Genomic DNA, 22,953 nt, shown 5'->3' with positions numbered 1-22,953 from the left:
CCATGACGATCTGGAACCTCGGTTCGATCAATGCGGACATGGTCTATGCCGTGCCGCATCTGCCGCGGCCGGGTGAAACGCTGCCGGCGTCGGACCTGTCCCGGTTCCTGGGCGGCAAGGGCGCCAACATGTCCGTCGCCGCCGCGCGGGCCGGCGCCGGTGTCCGCCACATCGGCGCCGTCGGGCCGGACGGGCTTTGGGCGGCGAAACGGCTGGCGGGTTACGGCGTGGACACGCGGCACGTGGCGCAGGCCGAGGCTCCGACCGGCCATGCGATCATCGCGGTGGAAAGCTCGGGCGAGAACCTGATCCTGCTGTTCCCCGGCGCCAACCGCGAGATCGGTGCGGATCACCTGACGCGGGCGCTGGGCGAGGCGCGGGCGGGGGATCTGCTGGTGATGCAGAACGAAACCAACGCCCAGGTCGAGGCCGCCCGCATGGGGCGCGACCTGGGGCTGACGGTCTGCTACGCCGCCGCGCCGTTCGATGCCGAAGCGGTGCAGGCGGTGCTGCCATATCTGGACTTCCTGATCCTGAACGAGGTCGAGGCGGAGCAGTTGCAGCAGGCCACCGGCCTTGCGCCCGCGGAGTTGCCGGTGACGCAGGTGATCGTCACGCTGGGCTCCAAGGGCGCGCGGTATTTCGACACTGAATCAGGCGAATTCGCGGATTTTCCGGCCTTGAAGGTCGAGGCGGTCGATACCACGGGCGCGGGCGATACCTTTACCGGCTACGTTCTGGCCGGGATGGATCGCGGGATGCCGATGCCGCAGGCGATCGACCTGGCGATGCGCGCCGCGGCCATCATGGTGACGCGCCACGGCACCGCGGATGTCATTCCCGATCTTGCAGAGGTGCAGCGGGCCCGGCTGGGTTAGCCCCCGGCAAAGGGCGCGGCATCTCCCCACAATTCCCGGACCCTGTTGTCGCGGCCGCAGGCCGCGCGGTAGGCCTTGTAGGCGCTGCTTTGGCGTTTCGGGCCGAACCGCGTCAGGACCAGCTTGGAGCCCTTGTAATAGTCCTGATGATACTCCTCGGCCGGATAGAAGGTGGCCGCCTGCAGGATCGGGGTGACGATTCTTTGCCCCAGTTCGCTCTGCGCCGCGGCCCTGGCTTGTTCGGCGATGGCCTTGTCGCCCGGACCAGAGACGAAGACCGCCGTCCGGTAGCTGTCGCCCCGGTCGCAGAACTGGCCCCCCGCATCGGTCGGATCGACCGAGCGGAAGAACAGGTTCAACAGCGTTTCGCGCGAGACCTTGCCGGAGTCGAAGGTGATCCGCACCGCCTCGTAATGGCCGGTGCCGCCGCGCACGACCTGCTTGTAGGTGGGGTTTTCGACCTTGCCGCCGGTATAGCCGGACACGGCCCCGGTCACGCCGGGCACCTTCTCGAAATCCGCCTCGACGCACCAGAAGCACCCGCCCGCGACGGTCAGCGACTCGGTGCCGCCGGCGGCGGCGGGAAAGCAGCGCAACAGGGCGGCCAAGACGATCAGCGCGAAGAGGGCCTTGGGTTTGATGCAGTCGATGCGGGTCATGTTCGATCTCCTTTGCCTGCAGGCTGACGCCGGAATTCGTTGCGGGCAATTCACATTCCTCCGAGGTCACGTTCAGGTGAGCGGAGTTTACCTCTTGGCCGCGCGCGAACAGGCGTCTAGCTTGCCGCCAACAGGAGGACTCCATGACCCGGAAGATGAGCACCCATCAGGCCCAGGAAGATGCGCGCAACGAACAGATCCTGATCTACGTGAACGGCCGGATCGTGCCCAAGGCCGAGGCGACGGTCAGCGTCTACGACAGCGGTTTCATGCTGGGCGACGGGGTGTGGGAAGGGCTGCGCCTGTACAACGGGACATGGGCGTTTCTGGATGAACACGTGGACCGCCTGTTCGAGGCGGCCAAGGCCATCGACCTTGATATCGGCCTGGACCGGCAGGGGGTGATCGACGCCCTGACGGCGACTCAGAAGGCCAACGGGATGACGACCGACGCCCATGCCCGCCTGATGGTGACGCGCGGGGTCAAGGTGCGCCCGTTCCAGCATCCGTCGCTCAGCCGTTCGGGGCCGACCATGGTGATCATCATGGAGCATTCGCGCCCCGACCTGCCGCGCCCGATCCGGCTGGCCACGGTGCCGCACATGCGCGGGCTGCCGATGACGCAGGATCCCAAGCTGAACTCGCATTCGAAACTGAACTGCATCCTCGCCTGCATCGCGGCCGAGAAGGCGGGCGCGGACGAGGCGCTGATGCTGGACGTGAACGGGTTCGTGAACACCACCAACGCCTGCAACTTCTTCATCGTGCGCAAGGGCGAGGTTTGGACCTCGACCGGCGATTACTGCATGAACGGGATCACGCGGGCGAAGGTGATCGACCTGTGCCGGGAACACGGGATCCCGATTTACGAACGGAACTATTCGCTGGTCGACACCTATGGCGCGGACGAGGCGTTCCTGACCGGCACGTTCGGCGCGCAGACCCCGGTGGGCGAGATCGACGGGCGGGTGATCGGCAGCGGCGAAATGGGCCCGATGACGCGGCGGATCCGCGAGTTGTACAAGGCGCTGATCGACCGGGAGGTTTCGGCATGAAGATCGCGATGTGGTCGGGGCCGCGGAACCTGTCGACGGCCATGATGTACGCGTTCGGGGCGCGCACGGATTGCGCGATCATCGACGAGCCCTTCTATGCCGCCTACCTGGCGATGACCGGGCTGAACCATCCGATGCGCGAGGAGATCCTGGCCGCGCAGCCGCAGGACCCCGAGGAGGTGGCGCGCAAGCTGGCCGGCCCGAATCCCGGCGCGCGGCCGTTCTGGTACCAGAAGCACATGACCCAGCACATGATCCCCGGCGTGCCGCGGGACTGGATGCGCGCGACCCGCAACGTGTTCCTGATCCGCCACCCGGCCCGCGTCATCGCCAGCTACGCGGCCAAGCGCGAGAACCCGACCCTGGACGACATCGGGTTCCGGCAGCAGGCCGAGCTGTTCGACGAGGTGCAGGGTTGGGGCGGCGATCCGGTCGTGATCGACAGCCATGACATCCGCGAGAATCCCGCCGCCATGCTAGAGAAGCTTTGCGACGCGATCGGGGTGCCGTGGTCGCCGCTGATGCTGACCTGGCCGAAGGGCGGGCACAAGGATGACGGCGTCTGGGCGTCGCACTGGTATGGCGCGGTCTGGAACTCGACCGGTTTCGCCGGGCCGGAAGGACCGTTGCCGGAAGTGCCGGAGAGCCTGCAGCCGGTGCTGGACGCGGCGCTGCCGTTCTACGAAACGATGAAGGCGGCCAAGCTCTGAGCGGCGGCCGGCCGGTCAGGACCGGCCGATGGACTGCTGCGTCAGCGGACAGGGCGCGCCGCCGTAGAAGCTGTCGAGAATGTCCTGGAACTCGGGCGGTGCGCCGGGAACCGCGGCGAACAGCGTCATCGACGAGCGCAGTTTCCTGGCGTCGATCTTGCCGAGGATCTGCGCCGGGTCCTTGTCCTTGTGGGTCAGCATCAGGCTGCTGACCTCGACCAGACGGCGGCGCAGTTCCGGGTGGTTCAGATAGGCGGTGGCCTCGTCCAGATCCTCGATCCCGTAGAGCTGGGCCATGTGCGACCGGCCAAGTTCGGCCAGTTGCGGAAACACGAACCACATCCAGTGGCTGGTCTTGCGGCCTTGCGACAGCTCGCTCAGGACATCGCTCCAGACGGTGTCCTGAGCCTCGACGAACATGTCGAGTTCGTCGTCTTCCGGGAATTCGTCCTCGTTCATTTTGCGACACGCCGGTTGCGCGTGGCCAGCAGGCGCAGACGCAGGGCGTTCAGCTTGATGAAGCCTGCGGCGTCCTTCTGGTCATAGGCGCCGGCGTCCTCTTCGAAGGTCACATGCGCCTCGGAATAGAGCGAGTGGTCGGACCAGCGGCCGACGGTCGAGGCGAGGCCCTTGTACAGCTTGACGCGCACGGTGCCGGTCACGTGCTCCTGGCTGCGGTCGATGGCGGCCTGAAGCATCTCGCGCTCGGGGCTGAACCAGAAGCCGTTGTAGATCAGCTCGGCATATTGCGGCATCAGCTGGTCCTTCAGGTGCATGGCGCCGCGATCCATGGTGATCGACTCGATGCCGCGATGCGCCTCGAGCAGGATGGTGCCGCCGGGCGTTTCGTAGATGCCGCGCGATTTCATCCCGACGAAACGGCCTTCGACCAGGTCCAGCCGGCCGATGCCGTGCTTGCCGCCATATTCGTTCAGCGCGGTCAGCAGGGTCGCGGGCGACATCGCCTCGCCGTTGATCGCGACCGGGTCGCCCTTTTCAAAGGCGATCTCGATGTATTCCGGCGTGTCAGGCGCGTCCTCGGGATGCACCGTGCGCTGGTAGACATAGTCGGGCGCCTGCACCGCCGGGTCTTCCAGCACCTTGCCCTCGGAGGAGGTGTGCAGCAGGTTGGCGTCGACCGAGAACGGCGCCTCGCCGCGCTTGTCCTTGGCGATCGGGATCTGGTTTTCCTCGGCGAAGGCCAGAAGCTTGGTGCGGCTGGTCAGGTCCCACTCCCGCCAGGGCGCGATCACCTTGATCTCGGGGTTCAGCGCATAGGCGGACAGTTCGAACCGCACCTGGTCGTTGCCCTTGCCGGTGGCGCCATGCGCCACTGCGTCGGCGCCGGTCGCCTCGGCGATCTCGATCAGGCGCTTGGAAATCAGCGGCCGCGCGATGGAAGTGCCCAGCAGGTACAGCCCTTCGTACTGGGCATTGGCGCGGAACATCGGGAAGACGAAATCGCGGACGAATTCCTCGCGCACATCCTCGATGAAGATGTTCTCGGGCTTGATGCCCAGCAGTTCGGCCTTCTTGCGGGCGGGCTCGAGTTCCTCGCCCTGGCCCAGGTCGGCGGTGAAGGTCACGACCTCGCAGCCATATTCGGTCTGCAGCCATTTCAGGATGATCGAGGTATCGAGGCCACCGGAATAGGCCAGAACAACTTTCTTGGGCGCGGACATCTGACTTCCCTCTGATGCGTATGACGCTTGGCCCCTAACGTTTTTTGGACCTGGGGGCAAGCGGTGTGCATTGACGGCGGGGGTCATCCGGGCGAAACATCCCGCAAGCTACAACAAACGGTTGAGGGGGCGGTTCGGGATGATGGGGTGGAGTATTTTCGCGCATTCGGTGCGGATGGTTTTCGGCAATCTCAAACAGGTCCTGCAGATCACAGTCGGGCCGTCGCTGGTCGCGACGGTTCTCATCGTGGGCATATTCCTTGCGCTCGGCATCCCGCTCGAGGCGTTCGACGAAACCGCCGAAGGGTTGCCGCCCGGGGTTTCGCCGGGCACGTTTTTCCTCTTTCTCGCGCTGCTGCTGGTCATCATCTGGACCGTCATGTTCTGGATCGCCGTCGCGTGGCACAGGTTCATCCTGCTCGAGGAATATCCGACCGGCATCTTTCCCGAATTCCGTTTCGACCGGATCCTCGCCTATTTCGGCCGCGGCCTGATGCTGGGCGTGCTGGCCCTGATCGGCTTCCTGCCTCTGGGCCTGCTGCTGGCCGCGATCGGCGAGCAGTCGGTCGGGCTGTCGGTGATCCTGACGATCGCCTATGCGGCGTTTCTGATCATCTGTTTCCTGCGCCTCGCCATCATTCTGCCGTCGGCCGCCGTCGGTCAGCATCTGACGCTGGCGCAGGCGTGGAACAGCACGGCCGGAACCGCGGGCGCGCTGGGCGTTCTCATCATCGTGTCCGTACTGTTCCAGTTTGTGGTTCAGCTGGTCAGCGCGGCGCTGATGATCGTTCCGGTTCTTGGGGTGCTGGTCGTGCTGTTCGCCACCACGCTTGTCCTGCCGCTGATCAATGTCAGCATCCTGACCACCATGTACGGCGTTTTCGTCGAGGGGCGGGAGCTGGGCTGAGCCCTGCACGCCGATCTATCCCTTGCCTCGGGCGCGGCGATGCGGCACTGAAACGGGCATGAGTGATTTCATGTCCCGCGCCCGCGCCGCCGAGCAGGCGATGCGCACCGTCTTTCCGGAAACGCCGTTGCAGCGCAATGCGCATCTGTCGGACCGTTTCGACGCCGACATCTGGCTCAAGCGCGAGGATCTGAGCCCGGTGCGGTCCTACAAGATCCGGGGCGCGTTCAACGCCATGCGCAAGCAGCAGGGGCAGGATCTGTTCGTCTGCGCCAGCGCCGGCAATCACGCGCAGGGCGTGGCCTACATGTGCAAGCATCTGAACGTGCGCGGCGTGGTCTTCATGCCGGTGACGACGCCGCAGCAGAAGATCCAGAAAACCCGGATGTTCGGCGGCGAGAATGTCGAGATTCACCTGGTCGGAGACTATTTCGACCACACGCTGGCCGCGGCGCAGAAATGGTGCGCCGAGCAGGGCGGGCATTTCCTGTCGCCCTTCGACGATGCGGATGTCATCGAGGGCCAGGCCTCGCTGGCGGTCGAGATCGAGACGCAGCTTGGCCAGCGGCCGGACCACGTGATCCTGCCGGTGGGAGGCGGCGGGATGTCGGCGGGCGTGGCGACCTGGTTCGGGGATCGGACCCATTGCCTGTTCGTCGAACCCAAGGGCGGGGCCTGTCTGCGCGCGGCGCTGGCGGCGGGGCATCCGGTGGCGCTGGACCGGGTGGACACCTTCGTCGACGGGGCCGCGGTGGGGCGGATCGGCGACAAGCCCTTTGAGCTGCTGAAATCCCGGCATCTGTCGGATGTGATCGTCCTGCCCGAGGACCGCATCTGCACGACCATCCTCGAGATGCTGAACGTCGAGGGCATCGTGCTCGAGCCCGCGGGCGCCTTGGCGATCGAGGCGGTGCGGGATGTGCAGAGTTTCATCCGCGGCAAGACCGTCGTCTGCGTCACCTCGGGCGGCAATTTCGATTTCGAACGCCTGCCCGAGGTCAAGGAGCGCGCCCAGCGCTATTCCGGGGTGAAGAAATACCTGATCCTGCGCCTGCCACAGCGTCCCGGCGCGCTGAAGGAGTTTCTGAACTTCCTCGGGCCCGACGACGACATCGCCCGCTTCGAATACATGAAGAAATCGGCGCGCAACTTCGGCTCGGTCCTGATCGGGATCGAGACGACCAGGCCGGAGAATTTCATGCGGCTGTTCGCGCATCTGGACGATGCGGGCTTCACCTATACCGACATCACCGAAGACGAGACTTTGGCGCAGTTCGTCATCTGAATCTCAGACGTGTCGCGCGAGATCGGCGTGAAACGCCGATCTCGATTCCTCGAACGCCGTGACGATGGCGTCCAGATCGACTGCCCCTGCGGAGCCGGACGCCGACATTCGCTCTCCGTCCTGGCACAGTCTCGAGAAGGTCTGAAACCCCAGGCTGACGGCGCTGCCTTTCAGGAAATGCAGGTTCCGCTCGAGCTGCGCACGATCCGGGTCGGCCCGCATCTGCGCGAAGGTTTCCGAGACCTCTTCGAAAAAGATCTGCAGCACCTCGACGAATTCCTCGGCGCCGACTTCGTTTCGCAGCTGTTCAACCGTTGGCCAGTGAATCATGGCGCCCTGCCTGCCCGTACCCGGTTCATTGGTAGGAGTGCGCGGGTAAACGGACGGTTAAGCGGATGCGAAACCGTCGGCCTTCTCGATTTCATAAGATGTTAAGGGCTGCGGCCTAGCGTGGAGCCAATTCGCCGGGATGCAGGCAGCAGGACTTTCATTGTGTTTATCGGTGGTGACGCGCAGACCCGTGCGGAGCAGGATTTTGGAGCCATTCGCAGGGTTCTTGTCGTGGACGACAGCCGCCTGCAGCGCCGGATTCTCACGGGCTCGCTCAGGAAATGGGGGTTCGAGGTCATCGAAGCCGATTGCGGCGAGGCGGCTCTGGATCTGTGCCGGGACGATCCGCCCGATCTGGTCCTGAGCGACTGGGTCATGCCCGGCATGAGCGGGCTGGAATTCTGCCAGGCGTTCCGGCGGCTGGAGGCGGACAACTACGCCTATTTCATCCTGCTCACGTCGAAAAGCGAACAGAACGAGGTGGCGCAGGGGCTGGATGCGGGGGCCGACGATTTCCTGGTCAAGCCGCTTGGCGCGGACGAGCTGCGCGCCCGGATCTCCGCCGGCGCGCGGATATTGAGCATGCAGCGGGAGCTGTCCGAAAAGAACCGCATCATCGAAAGGGCGCTGGACGAGCTCAAGATCGTCCACGACGCGATCGACAAGGACCTGATCCAGGCGCGTAAGATCCAGGAATCGCTGGTGCCGGATTTGACGCGCCGCTTCGGCAGGTCGCGGGTCAGCCTGTTGCTGAAGCCCTGCGGCCATATCGGCGGGGATCTTGTGGGCATGTTCTCGCCCGGTGAGAACCGGCTGGGCTTCTATAGCATCGACGTGTCCGGCCACGGGATCACCTCGGCCATGATGACGGCGCGGCTGGGGGGATACCTGTCCAGCACCTATTTCGACCAGAACGTGGCCATGGAACGGCGGTTCGACAGGTTCTACGCGCTGCTGCCGCCCGAGGAGGTCGCCGCCACCCTCAACGCGCGCCTGATCGCCGACACAGGGATCGAGGAATATTTCACCATGGTCTATGCGGTCGTCGATCTGCGCAACGGTCATCTGAGGATGGTGCAGGCCGGCCACCCGCATCCGCTGGTGCTGCGCCGCGACGGCAGCGCCGAGTTCCTGGGCGAGGGCGGAGTTCCCATCGGCCTGCTGCCCGACGTCACCTATCAGCGCGTCGAAACCTATCTGCAGCCCGGGGACCGCCTGCTGCTTTATTCCGACGGTTTCAGCGAATGCCGGCAGCCCGATGGCGAGATGCTGGACCCCGAGGGCCTGCTGCAACTGGTACGCCAATGCGACAAGGACCGCGGCGGGCAGGAGTTTCTGGACGATCTGTTCTGGCGGCTGACGCAGGTCATGGCGCCCGAGCAGGGGTTCGAGGACGATGTTTCAGCCGTCTTCTTCGAATACGACGGCCACTAGACGCCCCGCGCGTGCAGATGCGCAAAATGCCGGTCGCCAGCGTTGCCGAGTCGCATCGCCGCCGCATCCGCCTGCATCCACAGGGCTTCGTGGAACGCCTCGGTCGGCGGGCCGATCCGGCGCACCGGTCTGGCACGGTAGATCAGGCAGATCTTCTCGGCCCAGAGATCGTATTCGGGCATGTAGGCAAAGCGGCGAAACGCGCCGATGCGGCGCGGCGCGGCGATCATCCACCCGGTCTCTTCATAGACCTCGCGATGCAGGGCGGATACCGGCGATTCTCCGGGATCGATCCCGCCGCCCGGCAGCTGCAGGTCGGGGCCCGGCTCGGTCTGGCAGGTCAGCAGCAGGGATTTCCCGCGCGGCAGCAGCGCATAGACCCCGATGCGGCGCGTGTAGGTCCGGCCCGGTTCGGGGCTTTCACCGAAACGCCTGATCATGTATGGCCCCCTTCAACCCGAGGTATTCGACAACTATGGTGGCGGTATGCCAACCTGTGGCGTGTAAGGAAACCCATGTCTATCGGCAAAAAAATCGCGTGGGACGACACCGTCCTGCCTTTCCAGCTGGACGTATCCGACATGCGCGGCCGAGTCGCGCGTCTGGACGGCGTGCTGGACGGCATTCTCAAGCAGCATGACTATCCGGCCCAGGTCGAGGCGCTGGTTGCGGAAATGGCGCTGCTGACGGCGCTGATCGGCCAGACCATCGCGCTGCGCTGGAAACTGTCTCTGCAGGTGCAATCCAACGGGGCGGTGCGGATGATCGCCACCGACTACTACGCGCCGCGCCAGGAAGGTCAGCCGGCGCAGATCCGCGCCTATGCCAGCTTCGACCGCGAGCGCCTGACCGACGATGCGCCGTTCGACCAGGTCGGCGACGGCTATTTCGCCATCCTGATCGACCAGGGCAAGGGCACCCAACCCTACCAGGGGATCACGCCGCTGGCGGGCGGCTCGCTCAGCGCCTGCGCCGAGGCCTATTTCGCCCAGTCCGAGCAGCTGCCGACCCGGTTCTCGCTGAGCTACGGCAAATCGACCGAACCCGGTTCGGACGAGCACTGGCGGGCCGGCGGGGTCATGCTGCAGCACCTGCCCAAGGCGTCTCCCTTCGTCGCCACCAACGAGGGCACCGGCGAAATCCTGACCGCCGAAGACCTGGTGGACGGCGAGGAGGGTGAGAACTGGGGCCGGGTCAACATTCTGCTGGACACGGTCGAGGACCTGGAGCTGATCGGGCCGTCGGTGCAGCTTACCGATCTGCTGGTGCGCCTGTTTCACGAGGAGCAGCCGCGCGTCTACGACGCGCAGCAGGTTCAGTTCGGCTGCACCTGTTCCGAGGATCGCGTGCGGCAAAGCCTGTCGATCTATTCCGCCAAGGACATCGCGAAGATGACCACGCCCGAAGGCACCGTGACCGCCGACTGCCAGTTCTGCGGCGCGCATTACGTGCTCGACCCCAGCACGGTCGGTTTCGACGCCGACCCGCAAGACGGTGCGTGACCCGGTCGCCGAGCTGACGGCGGCGCTGAACCGCCCGGGCGGCGGGTCGAGCGATTTCGACCTGAACCCGGGCACAGTGCTGCCGGAAGGGCGCAAGCTGCGCCCGGCCGGCGTGCTGGTGCCGATTTCGCTGGTCTCGGGCGCGCCGCGGGTGATCCTGACCAAGCGGTCCTCGGCGCTGAAGCATCACCCCGGCCAGATCGCCTTTCCCGGCGGCAAGCAGGACGAGGGCGATACCGACGTGACCGCCGCCGCGCTGCGCGAGGCGCAGGAAGAGATCGGGCTGCCGCTGCATCTGCCGCGCATCCTGGGGCATCTGCCGCCGCACGAGACGGTGACGTCCTTTCTGGTGACGCCCGTCGTCGCGGTGCTGGAGCAGGCGTTCGATCCGCTGCCCGAACCCGGCGAGGTGGACGAGGTTTTCTCGGTGCCGCTGAGCCACGTGTTGAACCCCGGCAACTACATTGTAGAATCGCGTCTGTGGCGCGGGCAGAGGCGGTTCTATTTCACCGTTCCTTTCGGCCCCTACTATATTTGGGGTGCCACCGCGCGCATGTTGCGGGGCCTTGCAGCGCGGGTGAACGGATGACGCGGATCACAGATGCCTGGGTGACCGATCCCGATACGCAGAAGGTCTGCGCCGCCCTGACCGGCGGTGGCGCGCAGGCCCTGTTCGTCGGCGGCTGCGTGCGCAACGCGCTGTTGGGCGTGGATGTGGCCGATATCGACATCGCCACCGACGCCCGCCCCGAACGGGTGGTCGAACTGGCCGAGAAGGCAGGCATCAAGGCGGTTCCGACCGGGATCGACCACGGCACGGTCACGCTGGTGAGCGGCGGCGTGCCGCATGAGGTCACCACCTTTCGCCGCGACGTGGAAACCGACGGCCGGCGCGCCAGGATCGCCTATTCCGGCCGGGTCGAAGAGGACGCCGCCCGCCGCGATTTCACCATGAACGCGCTTTACGCCCGGCCCGACGGAACCGTGCTGGACCCGCTGGGCGGGTTGCCCGACCTTTGGGCCCGCCGGGTCCGGTTCATCGGTCACGCCGAGGACCGCATCCGCGAGGATTACCTGCGGTCGCTGCGCTATTTCCGGTTCCACGCCTTTTACGGTGACGACGAGGCCGGGTTCGATCCGGACGCCCTGTCGGCCATCGCGGCCAATCTGGACGGGCTGTCCAGGCTGTCGCGCGAACGGGTGGGGGCGGAGCTTCTGAAGCTGCTCGGCGCGGCCGATCCGGCCCCCTCTGTCGCCGCGATGCGGGCCGCCGGGGTTCTGCCGCAGATCTTGCCCGGTGCCGACGACGGGGCCCTGGCGCCGCTGGTGGCGCTGGAGGCGCAGGCCGGCGCCGTGGCGGATCCCGTCCGCCGCCTCGCCGCGCTGGGCGGGGCCGAGACCGTCTCGACCCTGCGGTTGAGCCGGGCGCAGCTGCGGCGCGTGGAAAACATGCGCGAGGCCGCCGCCGGAACGGCGGGGGCGCCGGAACTCGGCTACCGCCTGGGCGCCGATGGCGGGCTCGACGCGGTGCTGTTGCGGTACGCGCTGCTCGAGCAGCCGTGGAACCCCGACATGACCGCGGAATTGCGGCAGGGCGCGCAGGCCCGTTTCCCGGTCAGGGCCAGGGACCTTCTGCCGCGGTTTTCCGGCCCCGCGCTGGGCGACAAGCTGGCGGAACTGGAAGCGCGCTGGATCGCGTCCGGCTTCGCGCTGGACCGAAGCGAATTGCTGGCCGAAACCGGCTGATCCCCCGCGGGGGTGACAAGCCGATGGATTTGCGGCTAGGGTGTCGCCTGTCACATGGATGGAGGAATGCGAATGTATTACGGGCTCCGGTTCGGCTGAGGCCGTGGCATACGACCCGTAAGGGTGGTGCCGCGGCGCTGCCACGTTTCGCATTTCCGTTTGTCTGCTCGATTGGAGCACGTTCCATGTTTCGATTTTTCGAAGACCTCGTAGACCCCTTTGTCCCCTACCGCGAGGCGGATACGCCGCCGGGCCGGCTGTGGCCGTTCCTGCTGGACTATTCGCGGCCGTTCCTGCGGGTCTTCTTCTGGACCGCCGTGACATCGGCGGTCGTGGCCGCGGTCGAACTGGGCCTGATCTACTACATGGGCCGGGTCGTCGATCTGCTGACCGGCTCTCCGGCCGAGGTGTGGGAGGCGCATGGCACCGAGTTGCTGCTGGTTGCGGGTTTCGTGCTGTTCCTGCGGCCGATCCTGCATCTGCTGGACGTGCTGCTTCTGAACAACGCGATCCTGCCGAACTTTGGCACGCTGATCCGGTGGCGCGCGCACCGGCACGTCCTGCGCCAGTCCGTGGGCTGGTTCGAGAACGATTTTGCCGGGCGCATCGCCAACCGCATCATGCAGACGCCCCCGGCGGCGGGCGAGGTGATCTTTCAGGTCTTCGACGCGATTTCATTTTCGCTGGCCTATCTGATCGGCGCGGCGATCCTGCTGATGACGGCGGATGTGCGGCTGGTTTTGCCGCTGCTGCTGTGGTTCGGCCTCTACGCGCTGCTGGTGCGCTGGACGGTGCGGCGCGTGGGTCCGGCGTCGCAGGCGGCGTCCGACGCGCGCTCGACCGTGACGGGGCGGGTGGTGGACAGCTATACCAACATCCATTCGGTCAAGATGTTCGCCCACGACGATCAAGAGCTGGCCTATGCGCGCGAAGCCATCGCAAACACGCGCCGCACCTTCCAGGTCGAGATGCGGATCTTCACCGTCATGGACGTGATACTGGTGACGCTGAACGGTTTCCTGATCGTCGGCGTCGTCGGCTGGGCCGTGGCGCTCTGGATGCAGGGGCAGGCGTCGGTCGGGATCGTCGCGGCGGCGACGGCGCTGACGCTGCGGCTGAACGCGATGACCGAATGGATGATGTGGGCGCTGACCAGCTTTTTCCGTCAGCTCGGCGTGGTGGCCGAGGGGATGGAGACCATCGCGCAGCCCATCGACCTGGTGGATGCGCCCGATGCCGGGCCCCTGCGCCTGACCGAAGGCCGGATCGAACTGCGCGAGCTGTCGCACCACTACGGGCGCGAGGCGGGCGGGCTGGACCGGATCAACCTGACCATCGAACCCGGCGAGAAGATCGGCCTGATCGGGCGTTCGGGCGCGGGGAAATCGACGCTGGTCAAGTTGCTGCTGCGCTTCTACGACGCCGAGCGCGGCGATATCCTGATCGATGGTCAGGACATCTCGAAGGTTACCCAGGACAGCCTGCGCCGCCATATCGGCATGGTTCAGCAGGACAGCGTGCTGCTGCACCGGTCGGTCAGGGACAACATCCTTTACGGCCGTCCCGAGGCCAGCGAAGCCGAGATGATCGCCGCCGCGAAACAGGCCGAAGCGCATGACTTCATCCTTGATCTTCAGGACCCGCAGGGTCGCCGCGGCTATGACGCGCATGTGGGCGAGCGGGGCGTGAAACTCAGCGGCGGGCAGCGGCAGCGGGTGGCGCTGGCGCGCGTCATCCTGAAGGACGCGCCGATCCTTCTCTTGGACGAGGCGACATCCGCCCTAGATTCCGAGGTCGAGGCAGCCATTCAGGACACGCTTTACGGCATGATGCAGGGCAAGACAGTCATCGCGATCGCGCACCGGCTCAGCACCATTGCCCAGATGGACCGTATCCTGGTGATGGACCGGGGGCGCATCGTCGAACAGGGCAGCCATGCCGAACTGCTGGCGCATGGCGGGCTTTACGCCCGGTTCTGGGCGCGGCAATCGGGCGGTTTCCTGAACCCGGAGGCGGCAGAATGAGGATCGCCGACCTGATCGACCCGTTCCGTCCCGGCGAGACGCCGCCGCCGCGGACGCTGGGCGCCTTCATCCGCTGGTGCCTGTCCGGGGCCTGGCCGATGCTGTTCCTGGCGGCGTTCTTCTCGGCCGCCGCCGGCGCGATGGAGGCGGTGACGGCCTGGATCCTGGGCCGGGTCATCGACGTGGCGACGGCCAGCGGGCCGGACGCGTTCCTGTCGCCCCAGAACCTGTGGATGATCGTCGGCGCGGTCTTCTTCTTCATGGTGCTGCGGCCGGTCCTGTTCGGGCTGTCGTCGCTTTCGAACAACTACATCGTGATGCCGAACATCCCGCCGCTGGTGCTGTCCAAGCTGAACCGCTGGACGCTGGGCCAGTCCGTCACCTATTTCGACGACGATTTCGCGGGCCGGATCGCGCAAAAGCAGATGCAGACCTCGAACGCGCTGGCCTCGGTGGTGTCGGACACCATCAGCGCCATCGTCTTCGCGCTGGCGTCGCTGGTGGGGTCGCTGGCCCTGCTGGGCTCGATCCATCCGCTGGTGATGCTGCCTTTCGTGCTGTGGCTGGTCGTCTATTTCGCGCTGATCCGCTGGTACCTGCCGCGGGTCCGCATCCGCTCGGGGGCGCGGGCCGGGGCGCGGGCGATGGTGTCGGGTCAGGTGGTCGACACGATCACCAACATCAAGACGGTCAAGCTGTTTGCCCATGCAGATCACGAGGACCAGGCCGCCCAGAGGGCGATGGTCGAGCTGCGCGAGAGGGCGCTGGAGTTCGGGCGGCTTTCTGTCAGCTTCCGCTTCATCCTGATGACGCTGGCCGGGGTGCTGCCGGTGCTGCTGCTGGCGGCAACGCTGGTGTTGTGGCAGGCGGGCAGCGCGACCGCCGGGGACATCGTGGCCGCGGGCACCGTGTCGATCCGCATCTCGCAGATGACCGGGTGGGTCAGCTTTACCCTGCTGGGCCTTTACGCGCATGTCGGCGAGGTGGAGAACGGGATGAAGACCCTGGCCGTCCGCAGGCGGATCGAGGACGGGGCGGCGGCGCCGGACCTGGTCGTGACCGATGGCGAGATCGAATTCGACGACGTGTCCTTTGCCTACGGCCGGGATACGGGCGGCGTGCAGGACATGTCGCTGACCGTGCGGCCGGGCGAGAAACTGGGCATCGTCGGCGCCTCGGGGGCGGGCAAGTCGACGCTGGTCTCGCTGCTGTTGCGGCTCTATGACGGGGAAAACGGCGCCATCCGGATCGACGGACAGGATGTCACGGCCGTCACGCAGGACAGTTTGCGCCGCCAGATCGGCATGGTCACGCAGGAAACCGCGATGTTCAACCGCTCGGCGCGCGAGAACATCCTTTACGGCCGCCCCGACGCCACCGAGGACGAGCTGCTGGCGGCGGCGAAGAAGGCCGAGGCGCATGAGTTCATCCTGGATCTCGAGGATGCGCAGGGGCGCAAGGGCTATGACGCCCACCTCGGCGAGCGCGGCGTCAAGCTGAGCGGCGGGCAAAGGCAGCGGATCGCGCTGGCGCGGGCCATTCTCAAGGACGCGCCGATACTGGTTCTGGACGAGGCGACCTCGGCGCTGGATTCCGAGGTCGAGGCGTCGATCCAGACCGCCCTGCACCGGGTGATGGAGGGCAAGACGGTTCTGGCCATCGCCCACCGCTTGTCCACGCTCAGCGAGATGGACCGGATCATCGTGCTGGACGAGGGCCGGATCGTCGAGAGCGGCACCCATGACAGGCTGCTGGCCAAAGGCGGGCTTTACGCCCGGTTCTGGCACCGCCAGTCGGGCGGGTTCATCCGCACCGAAGCCGCCGAATAGGGGCTTTTTTCAACCGGCGCGCACCGCTATCAGGCCATCCATGACGCAAACCCATACCATTCTCCGGCTCGGACATCAGGGCGACGGCATTGCCGAAGGTCCGGTCTACGCGCCCCGCACCCTGCCCGGCGAGATCGTCAGCGGTGTTCTGGACGGAACCCAGCTGGCCGACATCCGGGTCGAGGCGCCGTCCGAGCATCGGGTGAAGGCGCCCTGCCGGCATTACAAGGCGTGCGGCGGCTGTCAGCTGCAGCATGCCTCCGACGCGTTCGTCGCGGACTGGAAGGTCGAAGTGGTCCGCACCGCGCTGGCGGCCCAGGGGATCGAGGCGCCGATGCGGCCCGTTCACACCTCGCCCGAACGCTCGCGCCGGCGGGCCGTGATCGCGGCGCGCCGGACCAAGAAGGGCGCGCAGGCCGGTTTCCACGGTCGCGCGTCGGATATCATCACCGAGATCCCGGGCTGCCTGCTGCTGGACCCCGCGCTTGTCGCCGCCATTCCCGTGGCCGAGGCGCTGGCGGTTCTGGGCGCAAGCCGGAAGGGGGTTCTGGCGGTGACGCTGACCCTGTCCGAGGCGGGGCTGGACGTGGCGGTCAGGGGCGGCAAGCCGCTGGACGGGCCGCTGGAACTGATGCTGGCGCAGGCGACCGAGACGCACGGGCTGGCGCGGCTGACCTGGGAGGACGAGGTGATCGCGATGGGCAGCCCGCCGGTGCAGCGGTTCGGGCGCGCCGCTGTCGTGCCGCCGCCGGGGGCATTCCTGCAGGCGACCAGGGATGGCGAAGAGGCACTGTTGCGCGCGGTGCGCGAGGCTGTTCGGGGGGCGAAACGGGTGGCGGACCTGTTCGCCGGCTGCGGCACCTTTTCGCTGCCGCTGGCGGAGGACGCCGAGGTGCACGCGATCGAGGGCGACGCCGCGATGACGGGCGCGCTGGAGCAGGCATGGCGCAGGACGCAGGGTTTGAAAAAGGTGACGGCCGAGGCGCGCGATCTGTTCCGCCGGCCGCTGATGCCGGACGAACTGGCGAAGTTCGACGCCGTCCTGCTCGACCCGCCCCGCGCCGGCGCCGAGGCGCAGGTGGCGGAGCTGGCCTTGGCAAAGCGGCCCCTGGTTTCCTATGTATCCTGCAACCCTGTCACCTTCGCGCGCGATGCGAAAACGCTGGTTGCGGCGGGATACCGCCTGAACTGGGTTCAGGTCGTTGACCAATTCCGCTGGTCTTCCCACGTGGAGCTGGCAGCACGTTTCGAACTGGAGATCTGAAATCGATGAGCAGTCAGGAGAGTATGTCCATGGGCTTCAGGCAGCGTTTGCGCGCATTCACCGAAGCCCCGCTGTTCGGGCATTTCATCACCGGCGTGATTCTTTTCAACGCCGTTCTTCTGGGCATGGAAACCTCGCCGGTGCTGATGGCGTCCTGGGGCGAGCTGATCGTGTTTCTCGACGGGCTGTGCCTTGCCATCTTCGTCGCCGAGATCGCGATGAAGATCACCGCGCAGGGCCGCGGCTTTTTCCTCAGAGGCTGGAACCTGTTCGATTTCGTCGTCGTGGGCATCGCCCTGGTGCCAAGCGGGCAGGGCCTGTCGGTGCTGCGGGCGCTCAGGATCCTGCGGGTGCTGCGCGTCATCTCGGTTGCGCCCAGATTGCGGCGCGTCGTCGAGGGATTCATCCAGGCGCTGCCGGGCATGGGCAGCGTGTTCCTTCTGATGGCGATCATCTTCTACATCGGCGCGGTGATCGCCACCAAGCTGTTCGCCAGCGCCTTTCCGGACTGGTTCGGCGATCTGGGCCTGTCCGCCTACACCCTGTTCCAGATCATGACGCTGGAAAGCTGGTCGATGGGCATCGTGCGGCCGGTGATGGAGGTCTATCCCTACGCCTGGCTGTTCTTCGTTCCCTTCATCATGATCACCACTTTCGCGGTCGTGAACCTGCTCGTCGGTCTCATCGTGAACTCGATGCAGGACGCCCATCATGCCGAGGACGAGGTGAAGACGGATGCCTATCGCGACGAGGTGCTGGAACGGCTCGAGTCGATCGAACGGCGCCTGGCCGGCCGGTCTGACATGAAAAAGTGATTTTGGATTTCCATTTTTCTGGCATAATGGGAGGCAAAACAGGCAACGGGCAGTGAAATAATGAACCGTCGAGCATTCGGTATGGGGGCATTGGCGATGCTGAGTCTTTCGGCATGCGCATCGGCCAGCCCGCGATTTCTGAGCTATAGCGGACCCGAGGTGACCTCATTGGTCGTCAACAAGGGTGCGCGAAAACTCTATCTCATGCACCACGACCAGGTTCTGAAGGAATACAAGGTCGATCTGGGTTTTTCGCCCAACGGCACCAAGGGCGCGCGGGGCGACGGGCGGACGCCGGAAGGCACCTACGTCATCGATCGCCGCAACCCCCGAAGCCAGTTCCACCTGTCGATCGGAATTTCCTATCCCAATGCGCAGGATATCGCCGCAGCCAGGGCGGCAGGGGTCGATCCGGGTGGCGACATCTTCATTCACGGACAGCCCAACAAGCGCAAGGATCGCAAGCGCGCCCGCAAGACCGACGACTGGACCGCGGGCTGCATCGCCGTCAAGAACGAAGAGATCGAAGAGATCTACGCCATGGTCAAGGACGGCACGACCATCACGCTCAGACCTTGAACCGGGATCAGGCGGGTTTCCAGTTTTCGAAACCGAACAGAAGATAGTCGCGCTGGTAGATGTCCGCTGCCAGCGCCTCGAGTTCGGCGTCATGGATGTCCGACAGCGAGACCGGTGAGTCCGGCAACGGGTCGCGCGGCGTCGGCGGATCGGGATGGCCCAGCTGTCGCGCAAGGTCGGGCAGGGCCGATTTCATCTCGTCTTCGCGCAGCACCTGATCGGGCGGGGCGAAATCGGCAAAGCTGCTCAGGGTCTGCGACTGCGAACACCAGTTGCCATCGACCCGGATCGGCGTCTGACCGGCAAGGTTCATGCGGAGAAATTCGAGAAACGCCGCAAAGGCGGCGCGGTGCTGATCGAGGGAATACTCCTGGTCCGGCGCTTTTTCCGGAATCGGCAGCCTGAACTGCCTGCGCAGGGTGTTGCGGATGCGGGTATAGCTTCCCGGTCCGGTATTCAAAATCCGGCGGCAGAACACCGAATGCGCCCGCAACAGGGGGTGCCGCACCACGGTGAACCGGCGGTGCCCGCGGTTGGCGCGCATCCAGCGGTTCGCCTGTTTCCGGTTCATGCCGGTGATCAGGGCGTCCGGTTCGACGCCGTCCAGTTCGGCCAGCCACCGTACGATTTCCGCCTCTGGCCCACCCCGGACCGGCAGGTACATAAGGGCGGTATCCGCGGCGGCGACATAAGTCGGCACGGCGGGGCCTCGACGCGGTTCGAAGTTCGGCGTGCGGGTCAGGTTGAACCGGTCCAGCCCGGCAAGCCCCGCCGCGATCTGGTCGGGGTTGGCGACCTTGTCTTCGATCGGTCCCGGGTTCTGACGGGTGAGGCTTTCGTCCAGCTGCGCAAGCCGCGTGTCCAGCCCGAGCCATTTGACCAGGCCGTTCAGCGCGTCGATGTCCTGCAGATCCTCGTAGGCGAGGTAGAAAGGCGTCTGTCCCGACCGCTGCAGCGCGTTCAGCAGGCGCAGCTGAAAGTCCTGCAGGTTCGCGACATACTGGCAGAACTCGTCGGCATCGAACTCGGCCAGGGCTTCGCGCCGGCGCTTGATGTTGGTCAGCTTCCACTGCCCGGTCTGCTGCGCGATCTTCCACGAGACATAGCTGTCCAGCGGATTGCGGGTCAGGATGATCTTGGCGCAGCGCGGGTCGTCCAGAACGAGGTCCGGCACGCGCGGATCATGGTCGTGAAAGAACCGGAACCCGGCCAGGCCGTCCGGCATCTTGCGGATGGCATCCAGCAGGGCCGCCGGATCCGCGTCCCGTTCCGGCTGGGTGATCCCCAGAACCTCGGTCCGGTTGGGATGCCCGATGAAATGGGGATTGAACACTTCGCCCAGGCAGGAAACGCCGTCCAGCGCGTTCAGATTGGATTCCAGAAAGTTGGATCCGGTGCGCATCTCGGCGAAAATGACGAAATAGTCGAACGTGGCTGTCATGCCGGATCATTGCACCAGATAGGGTTTCCGGATCGGTTTCGGCGTCTGCTCGCCCGGCTCTTCAACCGGGAAGTCGCCCATCAGATAGGGGTGCATCCCCTGGTTCTTCAGGTTCTGCAGGAATTTCCCGAACCCGGCGATATCCACCAGCCTGGGCGCTTCGGCGATGTGGCGGGGGCCGGCGGGCATGATCTCGTCGATGACCGTCTGTATCGGCTCCATCGGCGCTTCGATGAACTCCGCCATCGTCCAGATGCGGACGCGGGCCTTGGTCCAGACCGACCGCAGGATGTCCAGCTGTTCGGTTTCTATGCGCTGAAGGCGGGCGGCCTCTTTCCGGATCTCGGAGAAATTGCGGTTGGATCTGAACAGCGGCACGGCCCAGGCCCCGGTGACGACCGAGATCTGCGCGTTGATGTCGCGGGCCAGGAACCAGTTGATGTCCTGGTTGTCGGCGGGACCGTATTGGAAGCACTGGCGTTCCCCCCTGGTGTTCCAGATCAGGTTCGACAGGAAGGCGGTCGGGTTGTAATCGCGCAGACCGGCATGATCGGTGAGGCCGCCGTTGATCATCGTCTCGCCATCGGCGAACTCGGCCCGATCCGGCGCGAAGAGATGGCCGTGAACCCGAAGCCCGGTGGATCCGGCCAGCCAGGCCTCAAAATCCTCGAACAGCTCGGAGAAACCCTGGAAGACCGAATAGGGCCCCGAGGTCAGCTTGTTCTCGCGCCCGTGGCCTGGAAAGCGGCTTTGCATGTAGAGACCGTCGCGCCCGCGGGTCCGGCGCTCGACCGCCTTGGCGAAGACGCGGTCGATCCTTGCCGGATTTGGCTCGGCCGGTTTCATCGCGGTTGCCTGATCGGTCAGAAACGCCTGGTAAAGGCGGTCGGCCTGCGGCCAGATCTTGCGCGCCACGAAACAGTCCGACCGGCGCAGCAATTGCAGGTGGTCGTCATAGAAAATATGCGGCTTGCCCTGGAAATCGAACTTGGACAGCGTCAGCGAACGGCTTTCGATATCGGTGGAATAGAGCCGGGACAGGGTCTGGAAATAGCTTTCGTCGGGGATCCAGACGCGGCGGAAATAGCGGTCGTAGGTCCGGCGTTTGGGATCTTCGAGAACGGCCGACAGGGTCTGCCGGGTCAGGCACCACCACTGGCTGCCCATGTGCGGGACCAGCCCCTCGGGGATCTTCCGCTTGTAACCGATCCGGCGCTGGAACTTGACATAGGCGTCAAAAAGCTTGCGCTGCTTGCGCCACGAAAACGGGAACCGCAGCGTGAAGCGTTCGATGTCCAGGCCGCCGACGGTCCAACTGACATCTTCGGTCGTGGCGCTTTCGATGAAGTCGGTGCGGGGCCGGGCGGCGAGATAGTCGATCAGTTCCTGGACCGGCCGCAGCGGCAGGCAGGCGCCCGAGGCCAGGTAGACGTGGCGGACATCCGGAAAGCGATCGAGCATCATTCGCGCTGCGGATTGCGACGCCGCGACGATGCCCCACCCGCCCCAGTCGCAGGAGTGGCGTTTCGAGAACAGGATCTTCGGGTCGCTGGAACAGGATCTGACGAAGGTCTCGTACACGCCGCCGGGCACCTTTCGGTCCACGTGGATCACCACCGGGCAGCCCGACGCGGTCCAGTGCCGCGCAACTTGCTCGGCGCGGTCCAGCGCCGTGTGAACCAGCATGACGATACCCAGCGTGCTCATGCCCAGTTCCCTTTCGACATGAGCCCCAGGATTTCGAGCTGCCGCCAGTTGATGTATTTCTCGGACCATTTGCACCAGAACGAGGGTCGGTCCTGCAGGTGTTGCGCGTAGGCCCTGTATTCCGTCGAGGACGCATAGTGCTGGGTCCGGGTCAGCTCTTCTTCGGCCTTGGCGCCAAGCGTGTCGATCAGTTTCGCGTGCAACAGAACGCCGCTCGACTTCTCGCCGCCGGAATCGTCGTAGACCTGGTTCAGCCCGCGCGGCAGCAGGGCATGCGTGGAACTGACATAGGCAAAGCGGCGGTTCCAGCGCACCAGCGGTATCTTGTTCAGCGCCGGCGCCTTTCGGGGGTTGTCCTGGAAGAACATGCGGCATCGCGGGCCGCCCTGAATCCAGAGATTCCCGTAGGCCGGGTTCCGGGTGATCGTGTAGTTGCCTGTGTCGAACCAACTCGCGATCTCCAGCGGGTTCTGGCCTTCGCGATAGCGTTCTTCGTCGATCGGACCCTTGGGATAGACATCGACCAGCATCGCGCCGAAACTGCGGACGCCGGTGCTGTCGAGCCAATCGGTCAGCGCCCTGACCGGCCGCGTGTCGCAGAAGGGGTAGACGAAGAACTCGTCCGGATCGACGGTCAGCACCCAGTGGCCATGGGCATGGCGGCGCAGCAGGTAATTGGTCCAGTCGACGCCGTAGGTCGCCTTCTTGTAGCTGTGGCCGGTTCTCCAGACCGAGACGCCCGGCTGCGCCGCCAGATATTCGAGCGTTCCGTCATCGCTGTCGTTGTCGATGAAAAGAAAGTGGTTCACCCCGAGGTCGCGGTAATATTTCAGGAAATAGGGCAGCCTGATCTTTTCATTGCGCACGGTGCTGGTCAGCAGGATGTCATCCGGCTGGATCGAGCCCGTGTTGTCGCTGACCACGGTCAGCTCGCGGGCTTTCCGCAGGCAGCGCAAGATGCGGCGTTTGCGCCGCAGTCTCATCCGATATGAGTCCAAAAGGCTCACGCGACTGCTCAATCCTCTGCGAAACCTGCGCATCCCCGGTTCTGTTCCGTGCCTGAGTGGTGCCGGGCGATACCCGTTTTATCTCATTTTTGCAGTCTG

The 22,953-nt window shown here is 65.4% G+C and carries 22 protein-coding genes; 14 read left to right on the top strand and 8 right to left on the bottom strand.

The features are described 5' to 3' along the window. Positions 1–2: 2 nt before the first annotated feature. A complete protein-coding gene (locus FGK63_RS13860; RefSeq protein WP_138843211.1) occupies positions 3–878 on the top strand; it encodes a ribokinase in 876 nt (291 codons plus the stop codon). On the opposite strand, the gene msrA is transcribed toward FGK63_RS13860, so the two are convergent. Continuing rightward, positions 875–1,537, bottom strand: coding sequence for a peptide-methionine (S)-S-oxide reductase MsrA (msrA, locus tag FGK63_RS13855; RefSeq protein ID WP_138843209.1), 663 nt, complete (start codon positions 1,535–1,537; stop codon positions 875–877). The genes FGK63_RS13860 and msrA overlap by 4 nt on opposite strands. Before the next feature lie 143 nt (positions 1,538–1,680). On the opposite strand from msrA, the gene FGK63_RS13850 reads away from it, so the two are divergent. Next, the gene (locus FGK63_RS13850; protein WP_138843207.1) at positions 1,681–2,592 is read left to right on the top strand and encodes a D-amino acid aminotransferase; all 912 of its coding nucleotides are present in this window, start codon (positions 1,681–1,683) and stop codon (positions 2,590–2,592) included. Beyond that, positions 2,589–3,302: a sulfotransferase-like domain-containing protein gene (locus FGK63_RS13845; protein ID WP_138843205.1), complete on the top strand. Its 714-nt coding sequence runs from the start codon at positions 2,589–2,591 to the stop codon at positions 3,300–3,302. The genes FGK63_RS13850 and FGK63_RS13845 overlap by 4 nt, the downstream gene beginning before the upstream one ends. 15 nt (positions 3,303–3,317) lie before the next feature. Here FGK63_RS13845 and FGK63_RS13840 read toward each other — a convergent pair whose 3' ends face one another. After that, positions 3,318–3,761, bottom strand: a complete 444-nt coding sequence (locus FGK63_RS13840; protein ID WP_138843203.1) for a DUF1810 domain-containing protein — start codon at positions 3,759–3,761, stop codon at positions 3,318–3,320. Then, complete coding sequence (locus FGK63_RS13835) at positions 3,758–4,984, bottom strand: argininosuccinate synthase (RefSeq protein ID WP_138843201.1); 1,227 nt, start codon at positions 4,982–4,984, stop codon at positions 3,758–3,760. Before FGK63_RS13835 ends, FGK63_RS13840 begins: the two co-directional genes overlap by 4 nt. Positions 4,985–5,126: 142 nt before the next feature. Here FGK63_RS13835 and FGK63_RS13830 point away from each other — a divergent pair, with 142 nt between their 5' ends. Both FGK63_RS13830 and ilvA read left to right on the top strand, forming a co-directional pair. Continuing rightward, a complete protein-coding gene (locus FGK63_RS13830) occupies positions 5,127–5,891 on the top strand; it encodes a hypothetical protein (protein WP_246044032.1) in 765 nt (254 codons plus the stop codon). 58 nt (positions 5,892–5,949) lie between these two features. Beyond that, on the top strand, positions 5,950–7,176 hold the full coding sequence (gene ilvA / locus FGK63_RS13825; RefSeq protein WP_138843197.1) for a threonine ammonia-lyase IlvA: 1,227 nt from the start codon (positions 5,950–5,952) through the stop codon (positions 7,174–7,176). Positions 7,177–7,179: 3 nt separating this feature from the next. Here the strand turns inward: ilvA and FGK63_RS13820 are convergent, their stop codons facing one another. Beyond that, positions 7,180–7,506 carry an Hpt domain-containing protein gene (locus tag FGK63_RS13820; protein ID WP_138843195.1) on the bottom strand — a complete coding sequence of 109 codons (327 nt, stop codon included), beginning with the start codon at positions 7,504–7,506 and terminating at the stop codon, positions 7,180–7,182. 162 nt (positions 7,507–7,668) lie between these two features. On the opposite strand from FGK63_RS13820, the gene FGK63_RS13815 reads away from it, so the two are divergent. Continuing rightward, positions 7,669–8,940: a PP2C family protein-serine/threonine phosphatase gene (locus FGK63_RS13815; protein WP_425471851.1), complete on the top strand. Its 1,272-nt coding sequence runs from the start codon at positions 7,669–7,671 to the stop codon at positions 8,938–8,940. Here FGK63_RS13815 and FGK63_RS13810 read toward each other — a convergent pair. Beyond that, positions 8,937–9,380: an NUDIX hydrolase gene (locus tag FGK63_RS13810; protein WP_138843193.1), complete on the bottom strand. Its 444-nt coding sequence runs from the start codon at positions 9,378–9,380 to the stop codon at positions 8,937–8,939. The two genes, FGK63_RS13815 and FGK63_RS13810, sit on opposite strands and share 4 nt — an antisense overlap. A gap of 75 nt (positions 9,381–9,455) precedes the next feature. On the opposite strand from FGK63_RS13810, the gene hslO reads away from it, so the two are divergent. From hslO to FGK63_RS13770, 8 genes are all read left to right on the top strand, one after another. After that, on the top strand, positions 9,456–10,442 hold the full coding sequence (gene hslO / locus FGK63_RS13805; RefSeq protein ID WP_138843191.1) for an Hsp33 family molecular chaperone HslO: 987 nt from the start codon (positions 9,456–9,458) through the stop codon (positions 10,440–10,442). Then, positions 10,435–11,031: a CoA pyrophosphatase gene (locus FGK63_RS13800; protein ID WP_138843189.1), complete on the top strand. Its 597-nt coding sequence runs from the start codon at positions 10,435–10,437 to the stop codon at positions 11,029–11,031. The genes hslO and FGK63_RS13800 overlap by 8 nt, the downstream gene beginning before the upstream one ends. Then, the gene (locus FGK63_RS13795) at positions 11,028–12,188 is read left to right on the top strand and encodes a CCA tRNA nucleotidyltransferase (RefSeq protein ID WP_138843187.1); all 1,161 of its coding nucleotides are present in this window, start codon (positions 11,028–11,030) and stop codon (positions 12,186–12,188) included. The genes FGK63_RS13800 and FGK63_RS13795 overlap by 4 nt, the downstream gene beginning before the upstream one ends. A 185-nt stretch (positions 12,189–12,373) precedes the next feature. Then, positions 12,374–14,212: an ABC transporter ATP-binding protein gene (locus tag FGK63_RS13790; protein ID WP_138843185.1), complete on the top strand. Its 1,839-nt coding sequence runs from the start codon at positions 12,374–12,376 to the stop codon at positions 14,210–14,212. Further along, positions 14,209–16,041, top strand: coding sequence for an ABC transporter ATP-binding protein (locus FGK63_RS13785; RefSeq protein WP_138843183.1), 1,833 nt, complete (start codon positions 14,209–14,211; stop codon positions 16,039–16,041). The genes FGK63_RS13790 and FGK63_RS13785 overlap by 4 nt, the downstream gene beginning before the upstream one ends. Positions 16,042–16,081: 40 nt before the next feature. Beyond that, on the top strand, positions 16,082–17,305 hold the full coding sequence (locus tag FGK63_RS13780; protein WP_138843181.1) for a class I SAM-dependent RNA methyltransferase: 1,224 nt from the start codon (positions 16,082–16,084) through the stop codon (positions 17,303–17,305). 29 nt (positions 17,306–17,334) lie between these two features. Next, a complete protein-coding gene (locus FGK63_RS13775; protein WP_138843179.1) occupies positions 17,335–18,120 on the top strand; it encodes an ion transporter in 786 nt (261 codons plus the stop codon). A 60-nt stretch (positions 18,121–18,180) separates the two neighbouring features. Continuing rightward, positions 18,181–18,699, top strand: a complete 519-nt coding sequence (locus tag FGK63_RS13770; protein WP_138843177.1) for a L,D-transpeptidase family protein — start codon at positions 18,181–18,183, stop codon at positions 18,697–18,699. Positions 18,700–18,706: 7 nt separating this feature from the next. On the opposite strand, the gene FGK63_RS13765 is transcribed toward FGK63_RS13770, so the two are convergent. Genes FGK63_RS13765 through FGK63_RS13755 form a run of 3 tightly spaced genes read right to left on the bottom strand, consistent with a single transcriptional unit; the run spans position 18,707 to position 22,830 of the window. Continuing rightward, complete coding sequence (locus tag FGK63_RS13765) at positions 18,707–20,140, bottom strand: sulfotransferase family 2 domain-containing protein (protein WP_138843175.1); 1,434 nt, start codon at positions 20,138–20,140, stop codon at positions 18,707–18,709. A gap of 6 nt (positions 20,141–20,146) precedes the next feature. After that, complete coding sequence (locus tag FGK63_RS13760; protein ID WP_138843172.1) at positions 20,147–21,847, bottom strand: DUF5927 domain-containing protein; 1,701 nt, start codon at positions 21,845–21,847, stop codon at positions 20,147–20,149. Next, positions 21,844–22,830 (bottom strand): glycosyltransferase family 2 protein, encoded by a 987-nt coding sequence (locus tag FGK63_RS13755; protein WP_138843170.1) that lies wholly within the window; start codon positions 22,828–22,830, stop codon positions 21,844–21,846. The genes FGK63_RS13760 and FGK63_RS13755 overlap by 4 nt, the downstream gene beginning before the upstream one ends. Between the last annotated feature and the right edge of the window lie 123 nt (positions 22,831–22,953).

Origin of the sequence: Ruegeria sediminis (assembly GCF_005938215.1) — a bacterium.
In the GTDB taxonomy this organism is placed as follows: domain Bacteria; phylum Pseudomonadota; class Alphaproteobacteria; order Rhodobacterales; family Rhodobacteraceae; genus Ruegeria; species Ruegeria sediminis.
The sequence above is the reverse complement of the archived record's forward strand: the minus strand, read 5'-3'. Positions and strand labels throughout refer to the sequence as shown.